This window comes from Paraburkholderia lebeckiae (assembly GCF_050436325.1).
Lineage (GTDB): Bacteria > Pseudomonadota > Gammaproteobacteria > Burkholderiales > Burkholderiaceae > Paraburkholderia > Paraburkholderia tuberum.
Genome location: NZ_JBNDLZ010000003.1, coordinates 586,345 through 601,956, shown reverse-complemented (window position 1 = coordinate 601,956; position 15,612 = coordinate 586,345). Strand labels below are relative to the sequence as shown.

Here is a 15,612-nt window from a genome sequence, read left to right as displayed (position 1 = left end):
CACATGGATTTCAGAATTGGGCAAGGCTACGACGTGCATGCGCTGGTGCCGGGACGCACGCTGATCATCGGCGGCGTGACGATTCCGTACGAGCGCGGGCTGCTGGGTCACTCGGACGCGGATGTGCTGCTGCACGCGATCACCGACGCGCTGTTTGGCGCGGCCGCGTTGGGCGATATCGGCCGCCACTTCTCCGATACCGACGCGAAGTTCGCCGGCGCCGACAGCCGCGTGCTGCTGCGCGAATGCGTGGCGCGCGTGAAGGCGGCCGGCTTTGCGATCGGCAACGTCGACAGCAGCGTGATCGCGCAGGCGCCGAAGCTCGCACCGCATATCGAAGGGATGCGCGCCAATATCGCGGCGGACCTCGGTCTGCCGATCGAGCGCGTGAACGTCAAGGCGAAGACGAACGAGAAGCTCGGTTATCTCGGCCGCGGCGAGGGTATCGAGGCGCAGGCCGCGGTGTTGTTGGTCAGGAGCTGAACGGGATTTTTGTTTGGGTGACGGGCGGTGCCGCTTACAGCGTCGCCCCGCCAATTGCCCGATTGCTCGGACACAGCTCGTCCGTTTGCAGGCCGTCGAGGATGCGCAGTACTTCTTCGGGATTACGGCCCACGTACAGATTGTTGACCGACACGTGCTGGATCGTGTTGTCCGGATCGACGATATAGGTCGCGCGCAGCGCGACGCCCGCTTCCTTGTCGCGCACGCCGAGCTGGTCGATCAGCTCGCCTTTCACGTCGCCGAACGAGTAGTGGTTGAGCCTGTCGAGCTCCTTGTACTCGCGGCGCCATGCGAGCTTCACGTATTCATTGTCGACGCTGCCGCCGAGCAGCACGGCCTCGCGGTCCTCGAACTCCTTGACGAGCTTGCTGAATTCGACGATTTCCGTCGGGCAGACCAACGAAAAATCCTTCGGATAGAAATAAATGATTTTCCACTTTCCTGGAAACGACTGCTCGGTGATGTATTCGAACGCCGAGACGCCGTGTTCTTCGTGATGGTTGAAGCCCGGCTTGGCGGCAATGACGGTGAACGCTTCGAGTTTATCGCCAACGGTTTTCATGCAAAGACTCCTTCGGAAGTCGCAACAAGCGGCGTGTTTCGAATGGCGACGGCGCGCGGTGCCGCGCGTCGTCGGCTCACGCGCTTTTCGCGAGCGGAAACTCGATCGTCACTTCGAGACCTGGTCCGGGCGAGCGGTTGCGCAGCCGCAGCGCGCCGCGATAACGGGCGACGAGCCGCTGCACGATCGCCATGCCGAGGCCCGTGCCGTTGGCCTGGGTGCGCGCCGAATTCACACGATAGAACGGCCGCGTGACGAGCGCGAGCTGGTCTTCGGGAATGCCGGGGCCTTCGTCGACCACCGAGAGTTCGACGCGCGAGTGCGACACGCGCGTTTCGAGAATCACGTGTGGCACCCCGTCGCCGTCGCTGAGCCCATATTTGCGCGCGCGTTCTCGAGCAGATTGCCGACCACGCGACGCATGTCGGTTTCATCGGCCTCGATCACCGCCGACGGAGCGAGCCGCGTGATCAACCGCATGCTGTCCTCGCTTTGCATGCGTGCGGCGAGTTCGCTCGCGATCACCGAGAGGTCCACCGGCTCCGGCACACGCTGCACGGGACGCGCGTAGTCGAGGAAGCGGCCGATGATCATGTCCATCTGCTCGATGTCGTCGACCATCGCGTCCTTGGTGGCCTGATCGGACGGGCTCATTTCGGTCTCGAGCCGCAGCCGTGCGAGCGGCGTGCGCAGATCGTGCGAGATGCCCGCGAGCATCAGCGCGCGGTCCGCCTCGAGCTGTTCGAGGTCGCGCACCATCTGGTTGAAGCTTCGATTGGTTTCGGCGGCCACACCCATGCCGCGCTCGGGCAGCGGCTCGGGCGATTGCCCCGAGCCGACCCGGCGCGCGGCCATCGCCAGACGCGCGAACGGCCGGTTCACCAGACTCGTGATGAACGCCGCGCCGAACAGCGACAGCGCAAGCGCGAACACGCCCCAGCCGGCCCATTGCAGGCCGGTGGCGTTGTCGAGCTGGTCGCGGTCGAGCGCGACCCAGTAATCGTCGTCGTCGATCTTGAAGCTGATCCATACGCCGTTGATATCGTTGACGCTCTGCGCGATGATGGTGTCGTCGCCGAGACGGCCGCGGATGTCGTGCTCGATCAGGCGATTCAACGATTCGTCGGGCTGGAGTTTGTATTTGTCGGTGGCTTCGCGCGGGTACACGCGCACCCCTTCGTTGCTCTCCAGATCCTGCAGCAGCGCGCGCCGCAGGTCGGGATCGGAATAGAGGAGTGCGGTGCGCGTGAGCTTGACGATCGCGACGAGTTGCAGAGCCACGCGCTGCGCGCGCGGCTCACGCTCGATCACGCGAAAGCTCTGGAACCACGCGGCGAGACTGACCGCGATCAACAGCGCGATCAGCAGAAAGGTCCGCCAGAAAAGGCCGCCGAACGCGAGCGTCAGGAGGCGCCGGTCGATCCGCATGGGCCCTTCTTAAGTGACACAGAAACGAAAACGGAGCACAAACTCAGGCTGCACCGTCGGGGATGAAGACGTAGCCGAGGCCCCACACGGTCTGAATGAAGCGCGGGCTGCCTGGATCCGGCTCGATCAGCTTGCGCAGACGCGAGATCTGCACGTCGAGGCTGCGGTCGAAGACCTCGTATTCGCGGCCGCGTGCCAGTTCCATCAGCTTTTCGCGCGACAGCGGCTGACGCGGATGACGCGCGAATACCTTCAGCACCGAGAACTCACCGGTGGTCAGCGGAATTTCCTGGCCGGCCTTGGTCAGTGTGCGGGTGGCGAGATTGAGCGCGAACTCGCCGAACTCGAACACCTCGGTGGTCTCCGACGGCGCACCCGGCAATTCGGACGGCGACTGACGACGCAGCACCGCGTGAATGCGCGCGACCAGTTCGCGTGGATTGAATGGCTTGGGCAGGTAGTCGTCGGCACCCATCTCGAGGCCGACGATGCGATCGACATCCTCACCCTTGGCCGTCAGCATGATGATCGGCGTGCGGTCGTTGCTGCCGCGCAGTCGCCGGCAGATCGACAGGCCGTCCTCACCGGGCAGCATCAGATCGAGCACCAGCAGATCGAAGCGCTCGCGCACCCAGAGCTTGTTCATTGACGGCGCGTTTTCGGCGACGTAGACGTTGAAGCCTTGTTCGCCGAGATAGCGGCGCAGAAGATCGCGCAGGCGTGGATCGTCGTCGACGACGAGGATTTTCGAAGGGTTTTTGGTTTCCATGGTCGGCATCTTAGCGCGATTAGAAAGTGGTGCGCGGTTACACCATTTCTGGGGTTACAGTCGGTTACAAAATTTACCCGCGGCGTGGCGCGACGTAAAGTATGCGCGTTTAGACTGCTTTACTGAATGCGGCTGTTCGGTGGATACTTCACTCGACAAAACTCTCGCACCCGGCTGTTACCGGGGTTTGTATACGCATCTGAGGTAGCCGGTTGCCGCGCCACGAAGGGAACAACATGAAGGGAGGGGTTTGGCCAAACGTGCGCCTGAGCGTGATTGCACTGGCGGTTGCCGGTACGCTCGCAGGCACACTGGGCCCGACGCTCGCCCATGCGCAGCCGTCCGCGGATAGAACGGCGAGCGAGCATGCGCCCCGCTCGGGCAATGGCAGAACCAGCCGCCACAACGCGGGCATCGATCACCCTGCCTCTGACGCGATGCTGCGCACCGCGGTTCCCCCCGATCTCGATCAACGTCGCCGCGACGGGCATATGACGCCCGAAGAGCGTCGGCTGTTGCGGCAGCACATCGAAGACGCCGTGCGCGAGTTGTACAAGCGTTAATCCCAGCGCGCGCATCGCCGCGTGAAAAAACCCGTTGTATCTTCAGCGTCCACTTTCTGATCCGCTGCTCCGTTGAGTCGCCAGCACCGGCGCGTTTTTGTGCGCGTCTTCGTGCATATGGGCGCCTCGGCTCACGATGTCACGCCACTCACGAGCGCGCGCAGCGAAACGATATCGCAACCTCCCGACTTGGTATTCGAGCCGATCCCAACGCGCGCCGAGCGCACCGCATGGACGCCGGATCAGCGTCACGAGCAACAAAAGCTGCTGGGACAGCGTTACGAACTTTTACGAGCATGGTGGGTGCGCGATCCGGCGATGCTGCTGTGCCTCGACGGTGGATCCAATCGCACGGGCAAGCCCAACGAAAATTTCGCGCGCGAAGTGATGGAGCTGTTCACGCTCGGCGAGGGGCGCTATACGCAGCGCAACGTTGTCGAGGCCGCACGAGCCTACACCGGCTGGAGTCTCGATCCCGATATGCAGGCATACGTGTGGCGCGCGGCCCGAGACCGCGACGTTCGTCACGACGAAGCTTTGGCGCGAGTTCATCTTCGACACGCTGGACCCGGCACGCCTCGAGCCGATCGCCGCGCAGTTTCGCACGAGCGGTTATGACATCGAGCTGACGCTGCGCGTGCAGGGCGGTTTGTTTGGCATGCCGCCGATGCTTGCGCGGCTCGACGCCAGCTTTATGCGACGGTGCTCGGGCCTAGGTGGGGGTTGGACGCGCCTGCGATTCTGCAGCAGCGGTTCGAGCCGCTGCCGTTGCTGCGGGCGTGAGCGCCGGGCGCGAATCGACGCGCCCGGCGCTCAGGCTACTTCGCGCGCCACGCGATCCATAGCTTGCGGATCGGCGTCAACGCGATGCGTTGATGCAGCACGTGATAACCGTCGCGCTCGATTTCATCGAGCAACGCCAATGCGAGCGCCGCGAGCGCGAGCAGCGTGCGCTGCGCGCGCCGCGCGCTGGCGGGCACCGCGGCGAGCGCGGTCTGCACCGCGTCGCGCGCGCGATGCGTTTCGAACCGCATCAGCTCGGTGAAAGCGTCGGTGTATTTGCGATTGATCAGATCGGCGGCGGTGACGTTGTAGCGTTGCATCTCGTCGATCGGAACGTAGATGCGGCCGTACCGGGCATCGTTGCCGGTTTCGGCGACGAACTGCGCGAGCATCAGCGCCTCGCCGAGCGGAGCGGCCCACGCCGACGCTTGCGCGGCATCGTCGGCCGATCCGGTTGCGGCCGCGCGCGACACCAGCGACGCAAAATTGCCACCGACACCATGCACATAGCGCCGCAGGTTCGGATAGTCGAGATAGCGTGCCTGGTCGAGATCCATCTCGAAGCCCGCGAGCAGTTCCTGCAGAGCCGGATATTCGGCCTGCGCGTCGGGCAGATAGGCCGCGAGTGCCTTGGACACCGGATGCGACGGCGAGCCCGCGGCCAGCGCGGCGATTTCTTTCTGCCACCACGCGAGCTTCGTGCGGCCGACTGCGGGATCGCTCGTCTCCTTGACCGTTTCCTCGAACTCGCGACGCAATGCGAAGAGCGCCGTCAACAGCGGCTGACTGGCGGCGCGCGCCTGGCGAAGCGCATAGTAGGTGCTCGATCCTGGGGGCGCCGCTTTCTGCTGGCAATAGTCGTCGAAATTCACGGGGTGAGAGTGTGGGGAAGGACTGGCGAGAAGGGCGCCGACGTCCGTCGCGGCGGCCGTCTCGACGAGCCAAAAATTGTAGCATCGGCGTCGCGCGCGCAGATACCGCCGGGTGCAGACAAGCGCGAATCAATCAGTTAGAATCTCGCGCTTACGCTTTCGGGCACGTTTCGGGCACGTGTTAGGCTCGCCTGGAAGTGCACAGGACAATCGGGCGCGACGCATCGCGGCGTACCCGGCTGCGAGGGTGGCGAAATTGGTAGACGCACCAGGTTTAGGTCCTGACGCCCGCAAGGGTGTAGGGGTTCGAGTCCCCTCCCTCGCACCACTGATTGGTAGTCAAGAAAAACCCCGTCAAGTCTTTGGACCGACGAGGTTTTTTCTTTTTTGCGCGGTCCTCTGAAAGACCTCAGTGTTGCTCCGCTGCCTTTCATTACGACCGCGCGACTCAGGCGCCCGGCGTTCGCGGCGCTTCCTCCGAGCCCGGCAATTCCGCTTGCGCGGCGCCTTCGAGGAAACGGCGCGTCGACTCGAACGCCTGCAGCATCTGGTCCGGCCACGGCGTTTGCAGCATCACCGCCTGATGATTTTCAAATGCCGACGACAGCAGTTTCGCCAGTTCCGGCGAACGAAGATGACGCAGCACGACGCTGACCGCGATCGCGGTCGCCTGGCTCGCGCCGGCGGTCTGGAGTTCCGACGCGGTGAGTGCCGCGATCTGTTTGTTGATGTCCACTGAAGCGTCCCTGGATGAAAAAGAGGGTGAAGGCGCGTTGGCCGAGGCTCAATTCTGACACGCGCCGCCCAATGCCGTGAAACGGCGCTTTTCAAACACGGCCGGTTCGCCGCGCGCTATCGCTCCCGCGCGTTCATGGCACGGATCACCTTGTCGAGCGCCGCGCCGAACGCGGCCCTTTCTTCTTCGTCGAGGCAGTCGAACATATCGACGTTCCACTTGCGCGCGATCGGCATCACTTTGCGATACAGCGCGCGGCCTTCCTGCGTCAGCGAGACCAGCACGACGCGGCCGTCCGCGGCGCTCGATTCGCGCTGCACGAGTCCCTGCCGGATCAGCGCTTCGGCCGCGCGACTTGCCTGGCTTTTGTCGAGATTGGCATGGCGTGCCAACTCCATGATCGAGAACGGTCCGAACGATCCCACCGACGCAATCACCCGCGCTTCGGGCAGCGTCACGTCGAGCTTCGCCGCGTAGCGCGCGCTGATGCCGCGCTCGGCCAGTTTGTTCAGTACATGCAGACGATACGTGAGGAACTGCTCGAGCCCGGCTTTGGCGGAGTCCTTCATGGTCATCCCGTGATGAGTGGAACGGTCGTGGCGCTGTGATTGTTGGGGGCAACCGTTTCGCGGGTCAACGCACGCCGTATTTCAGGCGCGTCAGCTGCTCGGCTTCGTTGGCGAGCAGGCGCGCCGCGTCGCGAATTGCGACGTCGAGCGTGATCGGCCCCGGCGCCGGAGAAAAGCAGCCGCTGAAGTATTCGGCAAGACGCGGCAGCGCGGCGGGGTCGACCGCGCCGGACAGCAGCGTGGCGGGCACGCCCGCGGCGCGCGCGCGCGCACACGCGACGAATGGCGCCTTGCCGTGCAGTGTCTGTACGTCGGAACGGCCTTCACCGGTGATCAGCCAGTCGGCGCCCGCGAGCGCGGCGTCGAGGCCGATTTGCCGCGCGACGGTTTCCGCGCCGGGCTCGAACTGCGCGCCGAGCATGTGCAATGCGAAGCCGAGGCCGCCCGCCGCGCCCGCGCCCGGCAGGTCACGCGCCGTGCGGCCGAGTGCGGCTTCGAGCAGATCGGCGAAGCGCGCGAGCGCCGCGTCGATCGGTGCGACCTGTTCGGTCTTCACGCCTTTTTGCGGACCGAAGATCGCGGTCGCGCCGTGCTCGCCGGTCAACGGATTGTCGACGTCCGACATGCCGACGAACTGCGTGTCGGCAAGCCGCGCGTCGAGGAGCGACGCATCGACCCGCGCCACGCGCGCAAGCTGCTCGGGTGTGCCTTCGAGTACGTTGCCTTGCGCGTCGAACAGTTGCAAGCCGAGGCCGGTCAGCAGGCCGGCGCCGCCGTCGTTCGTACTGCTGCCGCCGAGCGCGACGAAAAAGCGCCGCACGCCGGCATCGAGCAGCGCGCGAATCGCTTCGCCCATGCCGCGCGTACTGCGCGCCTCGACCGGCAGGCCCATGCCGATGGGGTCCGTAATGCCGACGATTTCCGCCGTTTCGATGATGGCGCTGCCGTCCGTGAGCAGGCCTGTCAGCGCTGCGCGCGTCGGACCGGCCGCGCCGCGCACGCTAAGCGTGCGGCGCTCGCCGCCGCTGGTGAGCATTGCGTCGAGCGTGCCTTCGCCGCCGTCGGCCATCGGACAGATGCGCACGCTGGCGTCGGGGCGTGCGCGCTGGATGCCGGATGCGATCGCCTGCGCGACTTGTTCCGCGCTGAGCGAGCCTTTGAATGAATCGGGAGCGATGACGACGACAGGCGAGGGCGACGAATTCGGCATGGTGTCTCTGGGACGTTTGAGTCGTTGTAAGCAGTTGCTGGAGCGGATGAAGCGACCGGCGGAGGCAGCCCGACCGAGTGCGTTAGCTTATCAGCATGGGGGCGTCGGATGAATATGTCGAAAGGCATAGGCGGGATCGCCGCCATGACGCTCGCACTCGCTGTGTCGAAACTAACCGAAAATGGCCCTCAAAACGCCCGGAATGCAGGGAAAACTCGATGCAATCATCGAATCCCGGCTAGGCGCGCAAATAGTTTGCTAAAATATTTGGCTCTTTGGACTCAACCGTGCTGCCGACGGCCTGCAAGCCCGCGGCGCAGGTGCGTGATCGATGCAATCGGCGCAAATCGGCGCAAATCGATGCGAAGCGACATCGACGGGCAGCACGGAGAAGATAACTGATTCGCTCGAATAATTTTAGGACGATTGAAGCCATGGCTAACGTTGTTGAAAACCTCGGCAAGCTCGAACGCCGCGTGACGATTTCCCTGCCGAAGGATGCCGTGCAGAAGGAAGTGGATTCGCGTATCCGTCAACTCGCGAAGAACGTGCGCATGCCGGGTTTCCGCCCGGGCAAGGTGCCGCTCAAGATGGTGACGCAACAGTATTCGGGCCAGGTGGAAGCCGAAGTGCTGAGCGACAAGGTCGGCAAGGAATTTTTCGACATCAGCCGCACCGAAAACCTGCGTGTCGCGGGTCAGCCGAGCTTCGCGCCGAAGACCGACGCTGCTGAAGGCAGCTACGCGTTCGACGCGACCTTCGAGGTGTATCCGGAAGTGAAGCTGGGCGACGTCGCCACGGCTGAAATCGAGCGCACCATGACCAGCATCAGCGAAGCGGAAATCGACCGCACGCTGGACATCCTGCGCAAACAGCGCGTGCACTTCCACGCTCGCGGCGAGGCAGGCGAGCACGGCGACGGCGGCGCGGACACGGCCGCCAAAGACGGCGACCGCGTGACGGTCGACTTCGTCGGCAAGATCGACGGTGAAGCATTCCAGGGCGGTAGCGCCGAAGACTTCGGCTTCATCCTCGGCGAAGGCCGCATGTTGCCGGAATTCGAAAAAGCGGCGCTCGGCTTGAAGGTCGGCGAAGCGAAGGAATTCGATCTGAAGTTCCCGGACGACTACCACGGCAAGGAAGTGGCGGGCAAGACGGCGCAATTCACGATCACGATGAAGAAGATCGAATGGCCGCATCTGCCGGAAGTCGACGGCGAATTCGCGAAAACGCTCGGCATCGAAGACGGCGATCTGACCAAGATGCGCGCTGAAATCAAGGACAACCTCGAGCGCGAAGCGAAGCGCCGCACGCAAGCCATCGTCAAGAACCAGGTGATGGACGCACTGCTGAAAATCTCGGAGCTCGACGTCCCGAACGCGCTGATCGAGCAGGATCAGGAGCGCCTCGTCGTGATGGCTCGCCAGGATCTGGAACAGCGCGGCGTGCCGAACGCGAAGGACGCGCCGATCCCGGCCGCGATGTTCAAGGAGCAGGCCGAACGCCGCGTCAAGCTGGGTCTCGTGCTGGCCGAGCTCGTGAAGGCGAACGAACTGCAGGCGAAGCCGGAGCAGATCCGTGCCGAAGTCGATGAATTCGCGAAAAGCTACGAAGACCCGAAGGAAGTCGTCCGCTGGTATTATTCCAACCAGCAACGTCTTGCTGAAATGGAAGCGTATGTCGTTGAAGCCAACGTCGTCGACTTCGTCCTCAGCAAGGCCAAGGTGACGGACAAGGAAGTGAGCTTCGAGGAACTGGCAAGCGCAACGGCGCAAGCGTAAGCGTCGCTGGAACGGCGTGCCGGCTGTCGGAGCGACCGACGGCCCGCACGCCGTTTTTTTGTGCCATGAATCTGTGTGACGTACCGGATCCGGTCGTGCGGCGCACACGAAGACGGCACTTGAATACGGGCTCGTCGCACCAACCTGTGTCTAGCAGCTAATATTCAGAATATTTCCAGACAAGGATCAATTGCATGACCTTTCGCGCCCAAATGCTGGACACGTTGACCTCCCAGTCGTCCCGGGATCTCGAAGCGCAGGCACTCGGTCTGGTGCCGATCGTCGTGGAAACGAGCGGCCGGGGCGAGCGCTCCTATGATATTTATTCGCGTCTGCTGAAGGAACGCATCGTGTTCCTCGTGGGCGAAGTGAACGACCAGACGGCCAATCTGGTGGTTGCGCAGATGCTGTTTCTCGAAAGCGAGAATCCGGACAAGGACATCTACTTCTACATCAACAGCCCGGGCGGCTCCGTGTCTGCCGGTATGGCGATCTACGATACGATGCAGTTCATCAAGCCGGACGTCTCGACGCTGTGCATGGGGCTTGCGGCGAGCATGGGCGCGTTCCTGCTCGCGGCCGGTGCGAAGGGCAAGCGTTTCGCGCTGCCGAATTCGCGCGTGATGATTCATCAGCCGCTCGGCGGCGCGCGCGGCCAGGCATCGGACATTGAAATCCAGGCGCGTGAAATCCTGTACCTGAAGGATCGGTTGAATCATCTGCTCGCGCACCACACCGGTCAGCCCGTCGAACGTATCGCGCGTGACACCGATCGTGACAATTTCATGTCCGGCGATGACGCGCAGGCGTACGGCCTCGTCGACCAGGTGGCGCACAAGCGTCCCTGATCTGGTACGGTTTTGCCTGCTGTTTTGCCCACTGTTGCGGCAAAACCGTCTTCGGGTCGGTTGTGAATGTTCAACTTCCGTCCGGGCGTCTGCGGCAAGCGCCGTTATCGTGCTCACTAGCCCTGCCGCGCCCAAACTGCGTGGTGGGGGCAAACGGCGTATTATGTAATCCGGTGTCCGGAGGCTCACACATCTATGGCGGACAAGAAAGGTTCTAACAGCGAAAAGCTGTTGTATTGCTCGTTTTGCGGCAAGAGCCAGCATGAGGTCAAGAAACTGATTGCTGGCCCGTCGGTATTCATCTGCGATGAATGTATCGATCTGTGCAACGAAATCATTCGTGACGAGGCTGCAGGTGCGGGCATCGAGGCCGGCTTGTCCAAGTCCGATCTGCCGACCCCGCAGGAAATCCGCGAAATTCTCGACCAGTACGTGATCGGTCAGGAGCGCGCGAAAAAGATCCTCGCGGTCGCGGTCTACAACCACTACAAGCGCCTCAAGCATCTCGACAAGAAGGATGAAATCGAGCTGTCCAAGAGCAACATCCTGCTGATCGGCCCGACCGGCTCCGGCAAGACGCTGCTTGCGCAGACGCTCGCTCGCCTTCTGAACGTGCCGTTCGTCATTGCCGACGCGACCACGCTGACGGAAGCTGGCTATGTCGGCGAAGACGTCGAGAACATCATTCAGAAGCTGCTGCAGAATTGTAATTATGAGGTGGACAAGGCCCAGCGCGGCATTGTCTACATCGACGAAATCGACAAGATCAGTCGCAAATCCGACAACCCGTCCATCACACGCGACGTGTCGGGCGAGGGTGTGCAGCAGGCTCTGCTGAAACTGGTCGAAGGCACGATGGCGTCGGTGCCGCCGCAAGGTGGCCGTAAGCATCCGAACCAGGACTTCATCCAGGTCGATACAACCAACATCCTGTTCATCTGCGGCGGTGCGTTCGACGGCCTCGAGAAGGTCATCGTCGATCGCACCGAGAAGACCGGCATCGGTTTCGGCGCGAGCGTGAAGAGCAAGCAGGACCGCGACGCCGGCGAAGTGCTGCGCGAAGTCGAGCCGGAAGATCTGATCAAATTCGGCCTGATTCCGGAACTGATCGGCCGTCTGCCGGTGGTCGCCACGCTCGGCAAGCTCGACGAAGCGGCGCTGATGAAGATTCTCGTTGAACCGAAGAACGCGCTGGTCAAGCAGTATCACAAGCTGTTCAGCATGGAGCGAGTCGAGCTCGAAATCCGTCCGGCCGCGTTGCAGGCCGTGGCGCGCAAGGCGATCCGCCGCAAGACGGGCGCGCGGGGCCTGCGTTCGATTCTGGAACAGGCATTGCTCGAGGTGATGTACGACCTTCCGCAAATGAAAGGTGTCAGCAAGGTCATCATCGACGACAACGTTATCGACGGCGACGGCAAACCGCTGCTGATCTACGAAGACGCGCCAAAGGTCGCGGGTTCGAACTGATCGGCTTTCGAGTTGTGCAAAAAGGCCGTTCATGGCGACGTGAACGGCTTTTTCGTTTATCGTGTGGTCAGGCTGGTTGTTCTCAACTATGGAGTCACTAAACCTTCGGAGTCACTGAACTTTTCCCACACGCGGAGGCTTGCAATATTTTCTGCTGGCCTCACCTATCGAACGAACTGATTCCACTCATGGGGAAATGAAATGTCAGGAACCCAACTCCTCCCGCCGGAACGCATTACGCTGCCGCTGCTCCCGCTGCGCGACGTAGTCGTTTTCCCGCACATGGTGATTCCGCTCTTCGTAGGCCGCCCGAAGTCGATCAAGGCTCTCGAAGCAGCAATGGAAGGCGGCAAGCACATCATGCTCGTCGCCCAGAAGACGGCTGCGAAAGATGAGCCGACCGAAAAGGACATGTACGAAGTAGGGTGTATCGCCAACATCCTGCAGATGCTGAAGCTGCCCGACGGTACCGTGAAGGTGCTCGTCGAAGGCTTGCAGCGCGCGAAGACGCTTTCCATCGAAGAACAGGAAACGCAGTTCTCGTGCGAAGTCATGCCGCTCGAACCTGACCACGCCGACAGCGCTGAAACCGAAGCGCTGCGTCGCGCGATCGTGTCGCAGTTCGACCAGTATGTGAAGCTGAACAAGAAGATCCCGCCGGAGATCCTGACCTCGCTGTCGGGTATCGACGAGGCAGGGCGTCTCGCCGACACGATCGCGGCGCATTTGCCGCTCAAGCTCGACCAGAAGCAACACATCCTCGAGATGTTCCCGGTGATCGAGCGGCTGGAGCATCTGCTCGCGCAACTCGAAGCCGAGATCGACATCCTGCAGGTCGAAAAGCGTATCCGCGGGCGCGTGAAGCGTCAGATGGAGAAGAGTCAGCGCGAGTACTACCTGAACGAACAGGTCAAGGCGATCCAGAAGGAACTCGGCGAAGGCGAAGAAGGTGCGGATCTCGAAGAACTCGAGAAGCGCATCACGGCCGCCCGCATGCCGAAGGAAGCGAAGAAGAAGGCCGACGCCGAGCTGAAGAAGCTCAAGCTGATGTCGCCGATGTCGGCGGAAGCGACGGTCGTGCGCAACTACATCGACACGCTGATCGGCTTGCCGTGGCGCAAGAAGAGCAAGGTCAACAACGACCTGTCGAATGCGGAGCGCGTGCTCGACGAAGACCACTTCGGTCTCGAGAAGGTGAAGGAACGCATTCTCGAGTATCTCGCGGTCCAGCAACGTGTCGACAAGGTCAAGGCGCCGATCCTATGCCTCGTGGGGCCCCCGGGCGTTGGTAAGACTTCGCTCGGTCAGTCGATCGCGCGCGCGACGAACCGCAAGTTCGTGCGCATGGCATTGGGCGGCGTGCGTGACGAAGCCGAGATTCGTGGCCACCGTCGCACGTACATCGGTTCGATGCCGGGCAAGATTCTGCAAAGCCTGACCAAGGTCGGCGTGCGCAATCCGCTCTTCCTGCTCGACGAAGTCGACAAGATGGGTCAGGATTTCCGCGGCGATCCGTCGTCGGCCCTGCTGGAAGTGCTCGATCCGGAACAGAACCACACGTTCGCCGACCACTACGTCGAAGTCGACTTCGATCTGTCGGACGTGATGTTCGTGGCGACGTCGAACTCGCTGAACATTCCGCCGCCGCTGCTCGACCGGATGGAAGTGATTCGTCTGTCCGGTTATACGGAAGACGAGAAGGTCAGCATCGCGCAGCGTTATCTGCTGCCGAAGCAGAAGAAGAACAACGGCCTCAAGGATGGCGAGGTCGATGTGACGGAAACTGCGATCCGCGACATCATTCGTTACTACACGCGCGAAGCGGGCGTCCGCTCGCTCGAGCGTGAAATTTCGAAGATTTGCCGCAAGGTCGTGAAGATGCTTCTGCTGAAGAAGGCGGAAGGCGCGGTGAAGGTCGACGGCAGCAACCTCGACACGTTCCTCGGCGTGCGCAAGTACGACTTCGGTCTGGCCGCGAAGGAAAATCAGGTGGGCCAGGTCACGGGTCTCGCGTGGACTGAAGTGGGCGGCGATCTGCTGACCATCGAAGCCGCGGTGATGCCGGGCAAGGGCAACGTGATCCGCACGGGTTCGCTCGGCGACGTGATGAAGGAATCCGTCGAAGCGGCGCGCTCGGTCGTGCGCTCGCGTTCGCGTCGTCTTGGCATCAAGGACGAAGCGTTCGAGAAGCAGGACATTCACATCCACGTGCCGGAAGGCGCGACGCCGAAAGATGGTCCTTCGGCTGGTATCGCGATGACGACCGCGCTGGTGTCGGTGTTGACCGGTATTCCGGTGCGCGCCGATGTCGCGATGACGGGCGAAATCACGCTGCGTGGCGAAGTTCTGCCGATCGGCGGCCTGAAGGAAAAGCTGCTGGCGGCGCATCGCGGTGGCATCAAGCTGGTGCTGATTCCGGAAGAAAACGTCAAGGACTTGACGGAGATTCCGGACAACGTGAAGAACGCGATCGAAATCGTGCCGGTCCGCTGGATCGACAAGGTGCTCGAACTTGCGCTCGAACGTGTACCGCAGGCGTTACCGGAAGAAGAACCGAAGCCCTCGGCGCCGGTTGGGGCTGAGCCGGGCAAGGATGCCGCGACGGACGTCGTCAAGCACTAAGATTCAATGCGCATCAGAATGCGCTGAAGCCAAAGCATTCGCAGCGGTGTCGTTCGCTGAAGCAGAAAACCCGCGGTCAAGAGCCGCGGGTTTTTTTTGCCCGCGCGGCTTCGTCGCCAGGCTGCATCGCCAGTCTTTCCGCTGCAACATACTGTGACAAAAGCGCCCCTCTAAAATACGCCGATCAGGCTCAACCCCGGTTGACACAGGAGTTTCGGCCGTTTCTAATGAGGCGGCCTGGCGTTCGCGCCGGCCGCGTGGCGGGAGGTGCTGGAAAGCACTGTCACGATTGCCAATAAACATTCACGGGGGTTTGAATGAACAAGACGGAATTGATCGATCACATCGCACAGCAAGCCGACATTTCGAAGGCCGCGGCGGGCCGTGCGCTCGATGCAGTCATCGCGGGCGTCAAAAACACGTTGAAGAAGGGCGGATCTGTGACGTTGGTCGGCTTTGGCACGTTCGCGGTCGGCAAGCGCACCGCGCGCACCGGACGCAATCCGCGCACGGGCGCCGCGATCAAAATCAAGGCAGCAAAGGTTCCTAAATTTAGGCCTGGCAAAGCTCTGAAGGATGCGCTAAACTAATGGGCTCGCTGCTTGAGGAATTACTTAACCCGACTGCATGAACGATTCTCGGGGAGGGCAGCGGCAAGGCAGAAAACACATCAAGCACTGAATCACGAAACGGGTGCTTAGCTCAGTTGGTAGAGCGGCGCCCTTACAAGGCGTAGGTCGGGAGTTCGAGCCTCTCAGCACCCACCAGTTTCAGATTCGGCTGCGGTGTTTCCAGTCGCAAAAGTGCAGTATAAGGAGTGGTAGTTCAGTCGGTTAGAATACCGGCCTGTCACGCCGGGGGTCGCGGGTTCGAGTCCCGTCCACTCCGCCAGTATCCA

At 62.2% G+C, this 15,612-nt stretch carries 13 protein-coding genes, 3 tRNA genes and 3 pseudogenes; 12 read left to right on the top strand and 7 right to left on the bottom strand.

Going from position 1 to position 15,612, the window contains the following annotated elements; translation table 11 throughout:
- The first annotated feature begins 3 nt into the window (after positions 1 to 3).
- Entirely contained in the window at positions 4 to 483 is a 480-nt protein-coding gene (gene ispF, locus OKW44_RS20705; protein ID WP_018418088.1) for a 2-C-methyl-D-erythritol 2,4-cyclodiphosphate synthase, read from the top strand.
- 34 nt (positions 484 to 517) lie between these two features.
- Here the strand turns inward: ispF and OKW44_RS20700 are convergent, their stop codons facing one another.
- The 3 genes and pseudogenes from OKW44_RS20700 to ompR form a co-directional block, all read right to left on the bottom strand.
- The gene (locus tag OKW44_RS20700; protein WP_018418087.1) at positions 518 to 1,066 is read right to left on the bottom strand and encodes a peroxiredoxin; all 549 of its coding nucleotides are present in this window, start codon (positions 1,064 to 1,066) and stop codon (positions 518 to 520) included.
- 76 nt (positions 1,067 to 1,142) lie between these two features.
- Positions 1,143 to 2,494, bottom strand: a pseudogene (locus OKW44_RS20695) (ATP-binding protein).
- A gap of 43 nt (positions 2,495 to 2,537) precedes the next feature.
- Positions 2,538 to 3,272 (bottom strand): osmolarity response regulator transcription factor OmpR, encoded by a 735-nt coding sequence (gene ompR, locus OKW44_RS20690; RefSeq protein WP_006048917.1) that lies wholly within the window; start codon positions 3,270 to 3,272, stop codon positions 2,538 to 2,540.
- Positions 3,273 to 3,499: 227 nt separating this feature from the next.
- Between ompR and OKW44_RS20685 the strand changes: the two genes are divergently transcribed.
- From OKW44_RS20685 to OKW44_RS20675, 3 genes and pseudogenes are all read left to right on the top strand, one after another.
- On the top strand, positions 3,500 to 3,826 hold the full coding sequence (locus tag OKW44_RS20685; protein WP_026225399.1) for a hypothetical protein: 327 nt from the start codon (positions 3,500 to 3,502) through the stop codon (positions 3,824 to 3,826).
- Between the two features lie 117 nt (positions 3,827 to 3,943).
- Positions 3,944 to 4,403, top strand: a pseudogene (locus OKW44_RS20680) (DUF1800 family protein); the annotation flags it as partial.
- A gap of 57 nt (positions 4,404 to 4,460) precedes the next feature.
- Positions 4,461 to 4,609: pseudogene (locus tag OKW44_RS20675) on the top strand (DUF1501 domain-containing protein); the annotation flags it as partial.
- Between the two features lie 35 nt (positions 4,610 to 4,644).
- On the opposite strand, the gene OKW44_RS20670 reads toward OKW44_RS20675, so the two are convergent.
- The gene (locus OKW44_RS20670; protein ID WP_018418084.1) at positions 4,645 to 5,481 is read right to left on the bottom strand and encodes a squalene/phytoene synthase family protein; all 837 of its coding nucleotides are present in this window, start codon (positions 5,479 to 5,481) and stop codon (positions 4,645 to 4,647) included.
- Between the two features lie 241 nt (positions 5,482 to 5,722).
- Here OKW44_RS20670 and OKW44_RS20665 point away from each other — a divergent pair.
- Positions 5,723 to 5,809, top strand: a tRNA-Leu gene (locus OKW44_RS20665).
- 120 nt (positions 5,810 to 5,929) lie between these two features.
- Here the strand turns inward: OKW44_RS20665 and OKW44_RS20660 are convergent.
- The 3 genes from OKW44_RS20660 to OKW44_RS20650 form a co-directional block, all read right to left on the bottom strand.
- A complete protein-coding gene (locus OKW44_RS20660; protein WP_018418083.1) occupies positions 5,930 to 6,217 on the bottom strand; it encodes a hypothetical protein in 288 nt (95 codons plus the stop codon).
- A 116-nt stretch (positions 6,218 to 6,333) separates the two neighbouring features.
- On the bottom strand, positions 6,334 to 6,786 hold the full coding sequence (locus OKW44_RS20655) for a MarR family winged helix-turn-helix transcriptional regulator (RefSeq protein WP_026225397.1): 453 nt from the start codon (positions 6,784 to 6,786) through the stop codon (positions 6,334 to 6,336).
- Positions 6,787 to 6,850: 64 nt separating this feature from the next.
- Entirely contained in the window at positions 6,851 to 7,996 is a 1,146-nt protein-coding gene (locus tag OKW44_RS20650; RefSeq protein WP_018418081.1) for a glycerate kinase, read from the bottom strand.
- Positions 7,997 to 8,430: 434 nt separating this feature from the next.
- Here OKW44_RS20650 and tig point away from each other — a divergent pair, with 434 nt between their 5' ends.
- The 7 genes from tig to OKW44_RS20615 all read left to right on the top strand — a co-directional run bounded on the left by tig (position 8,431) and on the right by OKW44_RS20615 (position 15,605).
- Positions 8,431 to 9,777, top strand: a complete 1,347-nt coding sequence (gene tig / locus OKW44_RS20645) for a trigger factor (RefSeq protein ID WP_018418080.1) — start codon at positions 8,431 to 8,433, stop codon at positions 9,775 to 9,777.
- A 194-nt stretch (positions 9,778 to 9,971) separates the two neighbouring features.
- Positions 9,972 to 10,625 (top strand): ATP-dependent Clp endopeptidase proteolytic subunit ClpP, encoded by a 654-nt coding sequence (gene clpP / locus OKW44_RS20640; protein ID WP_013089401.1) that lies wholly within the window; start codon positions 9,972 to 9,974, stop codon positions 10,623 to 10,625.
- Between the two features lie 195 nt (positions 10,626 to 10,820).
- On the top strand, positions 10,821 to 12,092 hold the full coding sequence (gene clpX, locus OKW44_RS20635; RefSeq protein WP_018418079.1) for an ATP-dependent Clp protease ATP-binding subunit ClpX: 1,272 nt from the start codon (positions 10,821 to 10,823) through the stop codon (positions 12,090 to 12,092).
- A 201-nt stretch (positions 12,093 to 12,293) separates the two neighbouring features.
- Complete coding sequence (gene lon / locus OKW44_RS20630; RefSeq protein WP_018418078.1) at positions 12,294 to 14,714, top strand: endopeptidase La; 2,421 nt, start codon at positions 12,294 to 12,296, stop codon at positions 14,712 to 14,714.
- Between the two features lie 317 nt (positions 14,715 to 15,031).
- Positions 15,032 to 15,304 carry an HU family DNA-binding protein gene (locus OKW44_RS20625; RefSeq protein ID WP_018418077.1) on the top strand — a complete coding sequence of 91 codons (273 nt, stop codon included), beginning with the start codon at positions 15,032 to 15,034 and terminating at the stop codon, positions 15,302 to 15,304.
- 101 nt (positions 15,305 to 15,405) lie between these two features.
- Positions 15,406 to 15,481, top strand: a tRNA-Val gene (locus tag OKW44_RS20620).
- 47 nt (positions 15,482 to 15,528) lie between these two features.
- A tRNA-Asp gene (locus tag OKW44_RS20615) sits at positions 15,529 to 15,605 on the top strand.
- Positions 15,606 to 15,612: the final 7 nt, after the last annotated feature.

Bases quoted from the DNA above. Each gene is read 5' to 3' on its own strand.
- ispF (WP_018418088.1), top strand. From the start codon at position 4: ATGGATTTCAGAATTGGGCAAGGCTACGACGTGCATGCGCTGGTGCCG.
- OKW44_RS20700 (WP_018418087.1), bottom strand. From the start codon at position 1,066: ATGAAAACCGTTGGCGATAAACTCGAAGCGTTCACCGTCATTGCCGCC.
- ompR (WP_006048917.1), bottom strand. From the start codon at position 3,272: ATGCCGACCATGGAAACCAAAAACCCTTCGAAAATCCTCGTCGTCGAC.
- OKW44_RS20685 (WP_026225399.1), top strand. From the start codon at position 3,500: ATGAAGGGAGGGGTTTGGCCAAACGTGCGCCTGAGCGTGATTGCACTG.
- OKW44_RS20655 (WP_026225397.1), bottom strand. From the start codon at position 6,786: ATGAAGGACTCCGCCAAAGCCGGGCTCGAGCAGTTCCTCACGTATCGT.
- OKW44_RS20650 (WP_018418081.1), bottom strand. From the start codon at position 7,996: ATGCCGAATTCGTCGCCCTCGCCTGTCGTCGTCATCGCTCCCGATTCA.
- tig (WP_018418080.1), top strand. From the start codon at position 8,431: ATGGCTAACGTTGTTGAAAACCTCGGCAAGCTCGAACGCCGCGTGACG.
- clpP (WP_013089401.1), top strand. From the start codon at position 9,972: ATGACCTTTCGCGCCCAAATGCTGGACACGTTGACCTCCCAGTCGTCC.
- clpX (WP_018418079.1), top strand. From the start codon at position 10,821: ATGGCGGACAAGAAAGGTTCTAACAGCGAAAAGCTGTTGTATTGCTCG.
- lon (WP_018418078.1), top strand. From the start codon at position 12,294: ATGTCAGGAACCCAACTCCTCCCGCCGGAACGCATTACGCTGCCGCTG.
- OKW44_RS20625 (WP_018418077.1), top strand. From the start codon at position 15,032: ATGAACAAGACGGAATTGATCGATCACATCGCACAGCAAGCCGACATT.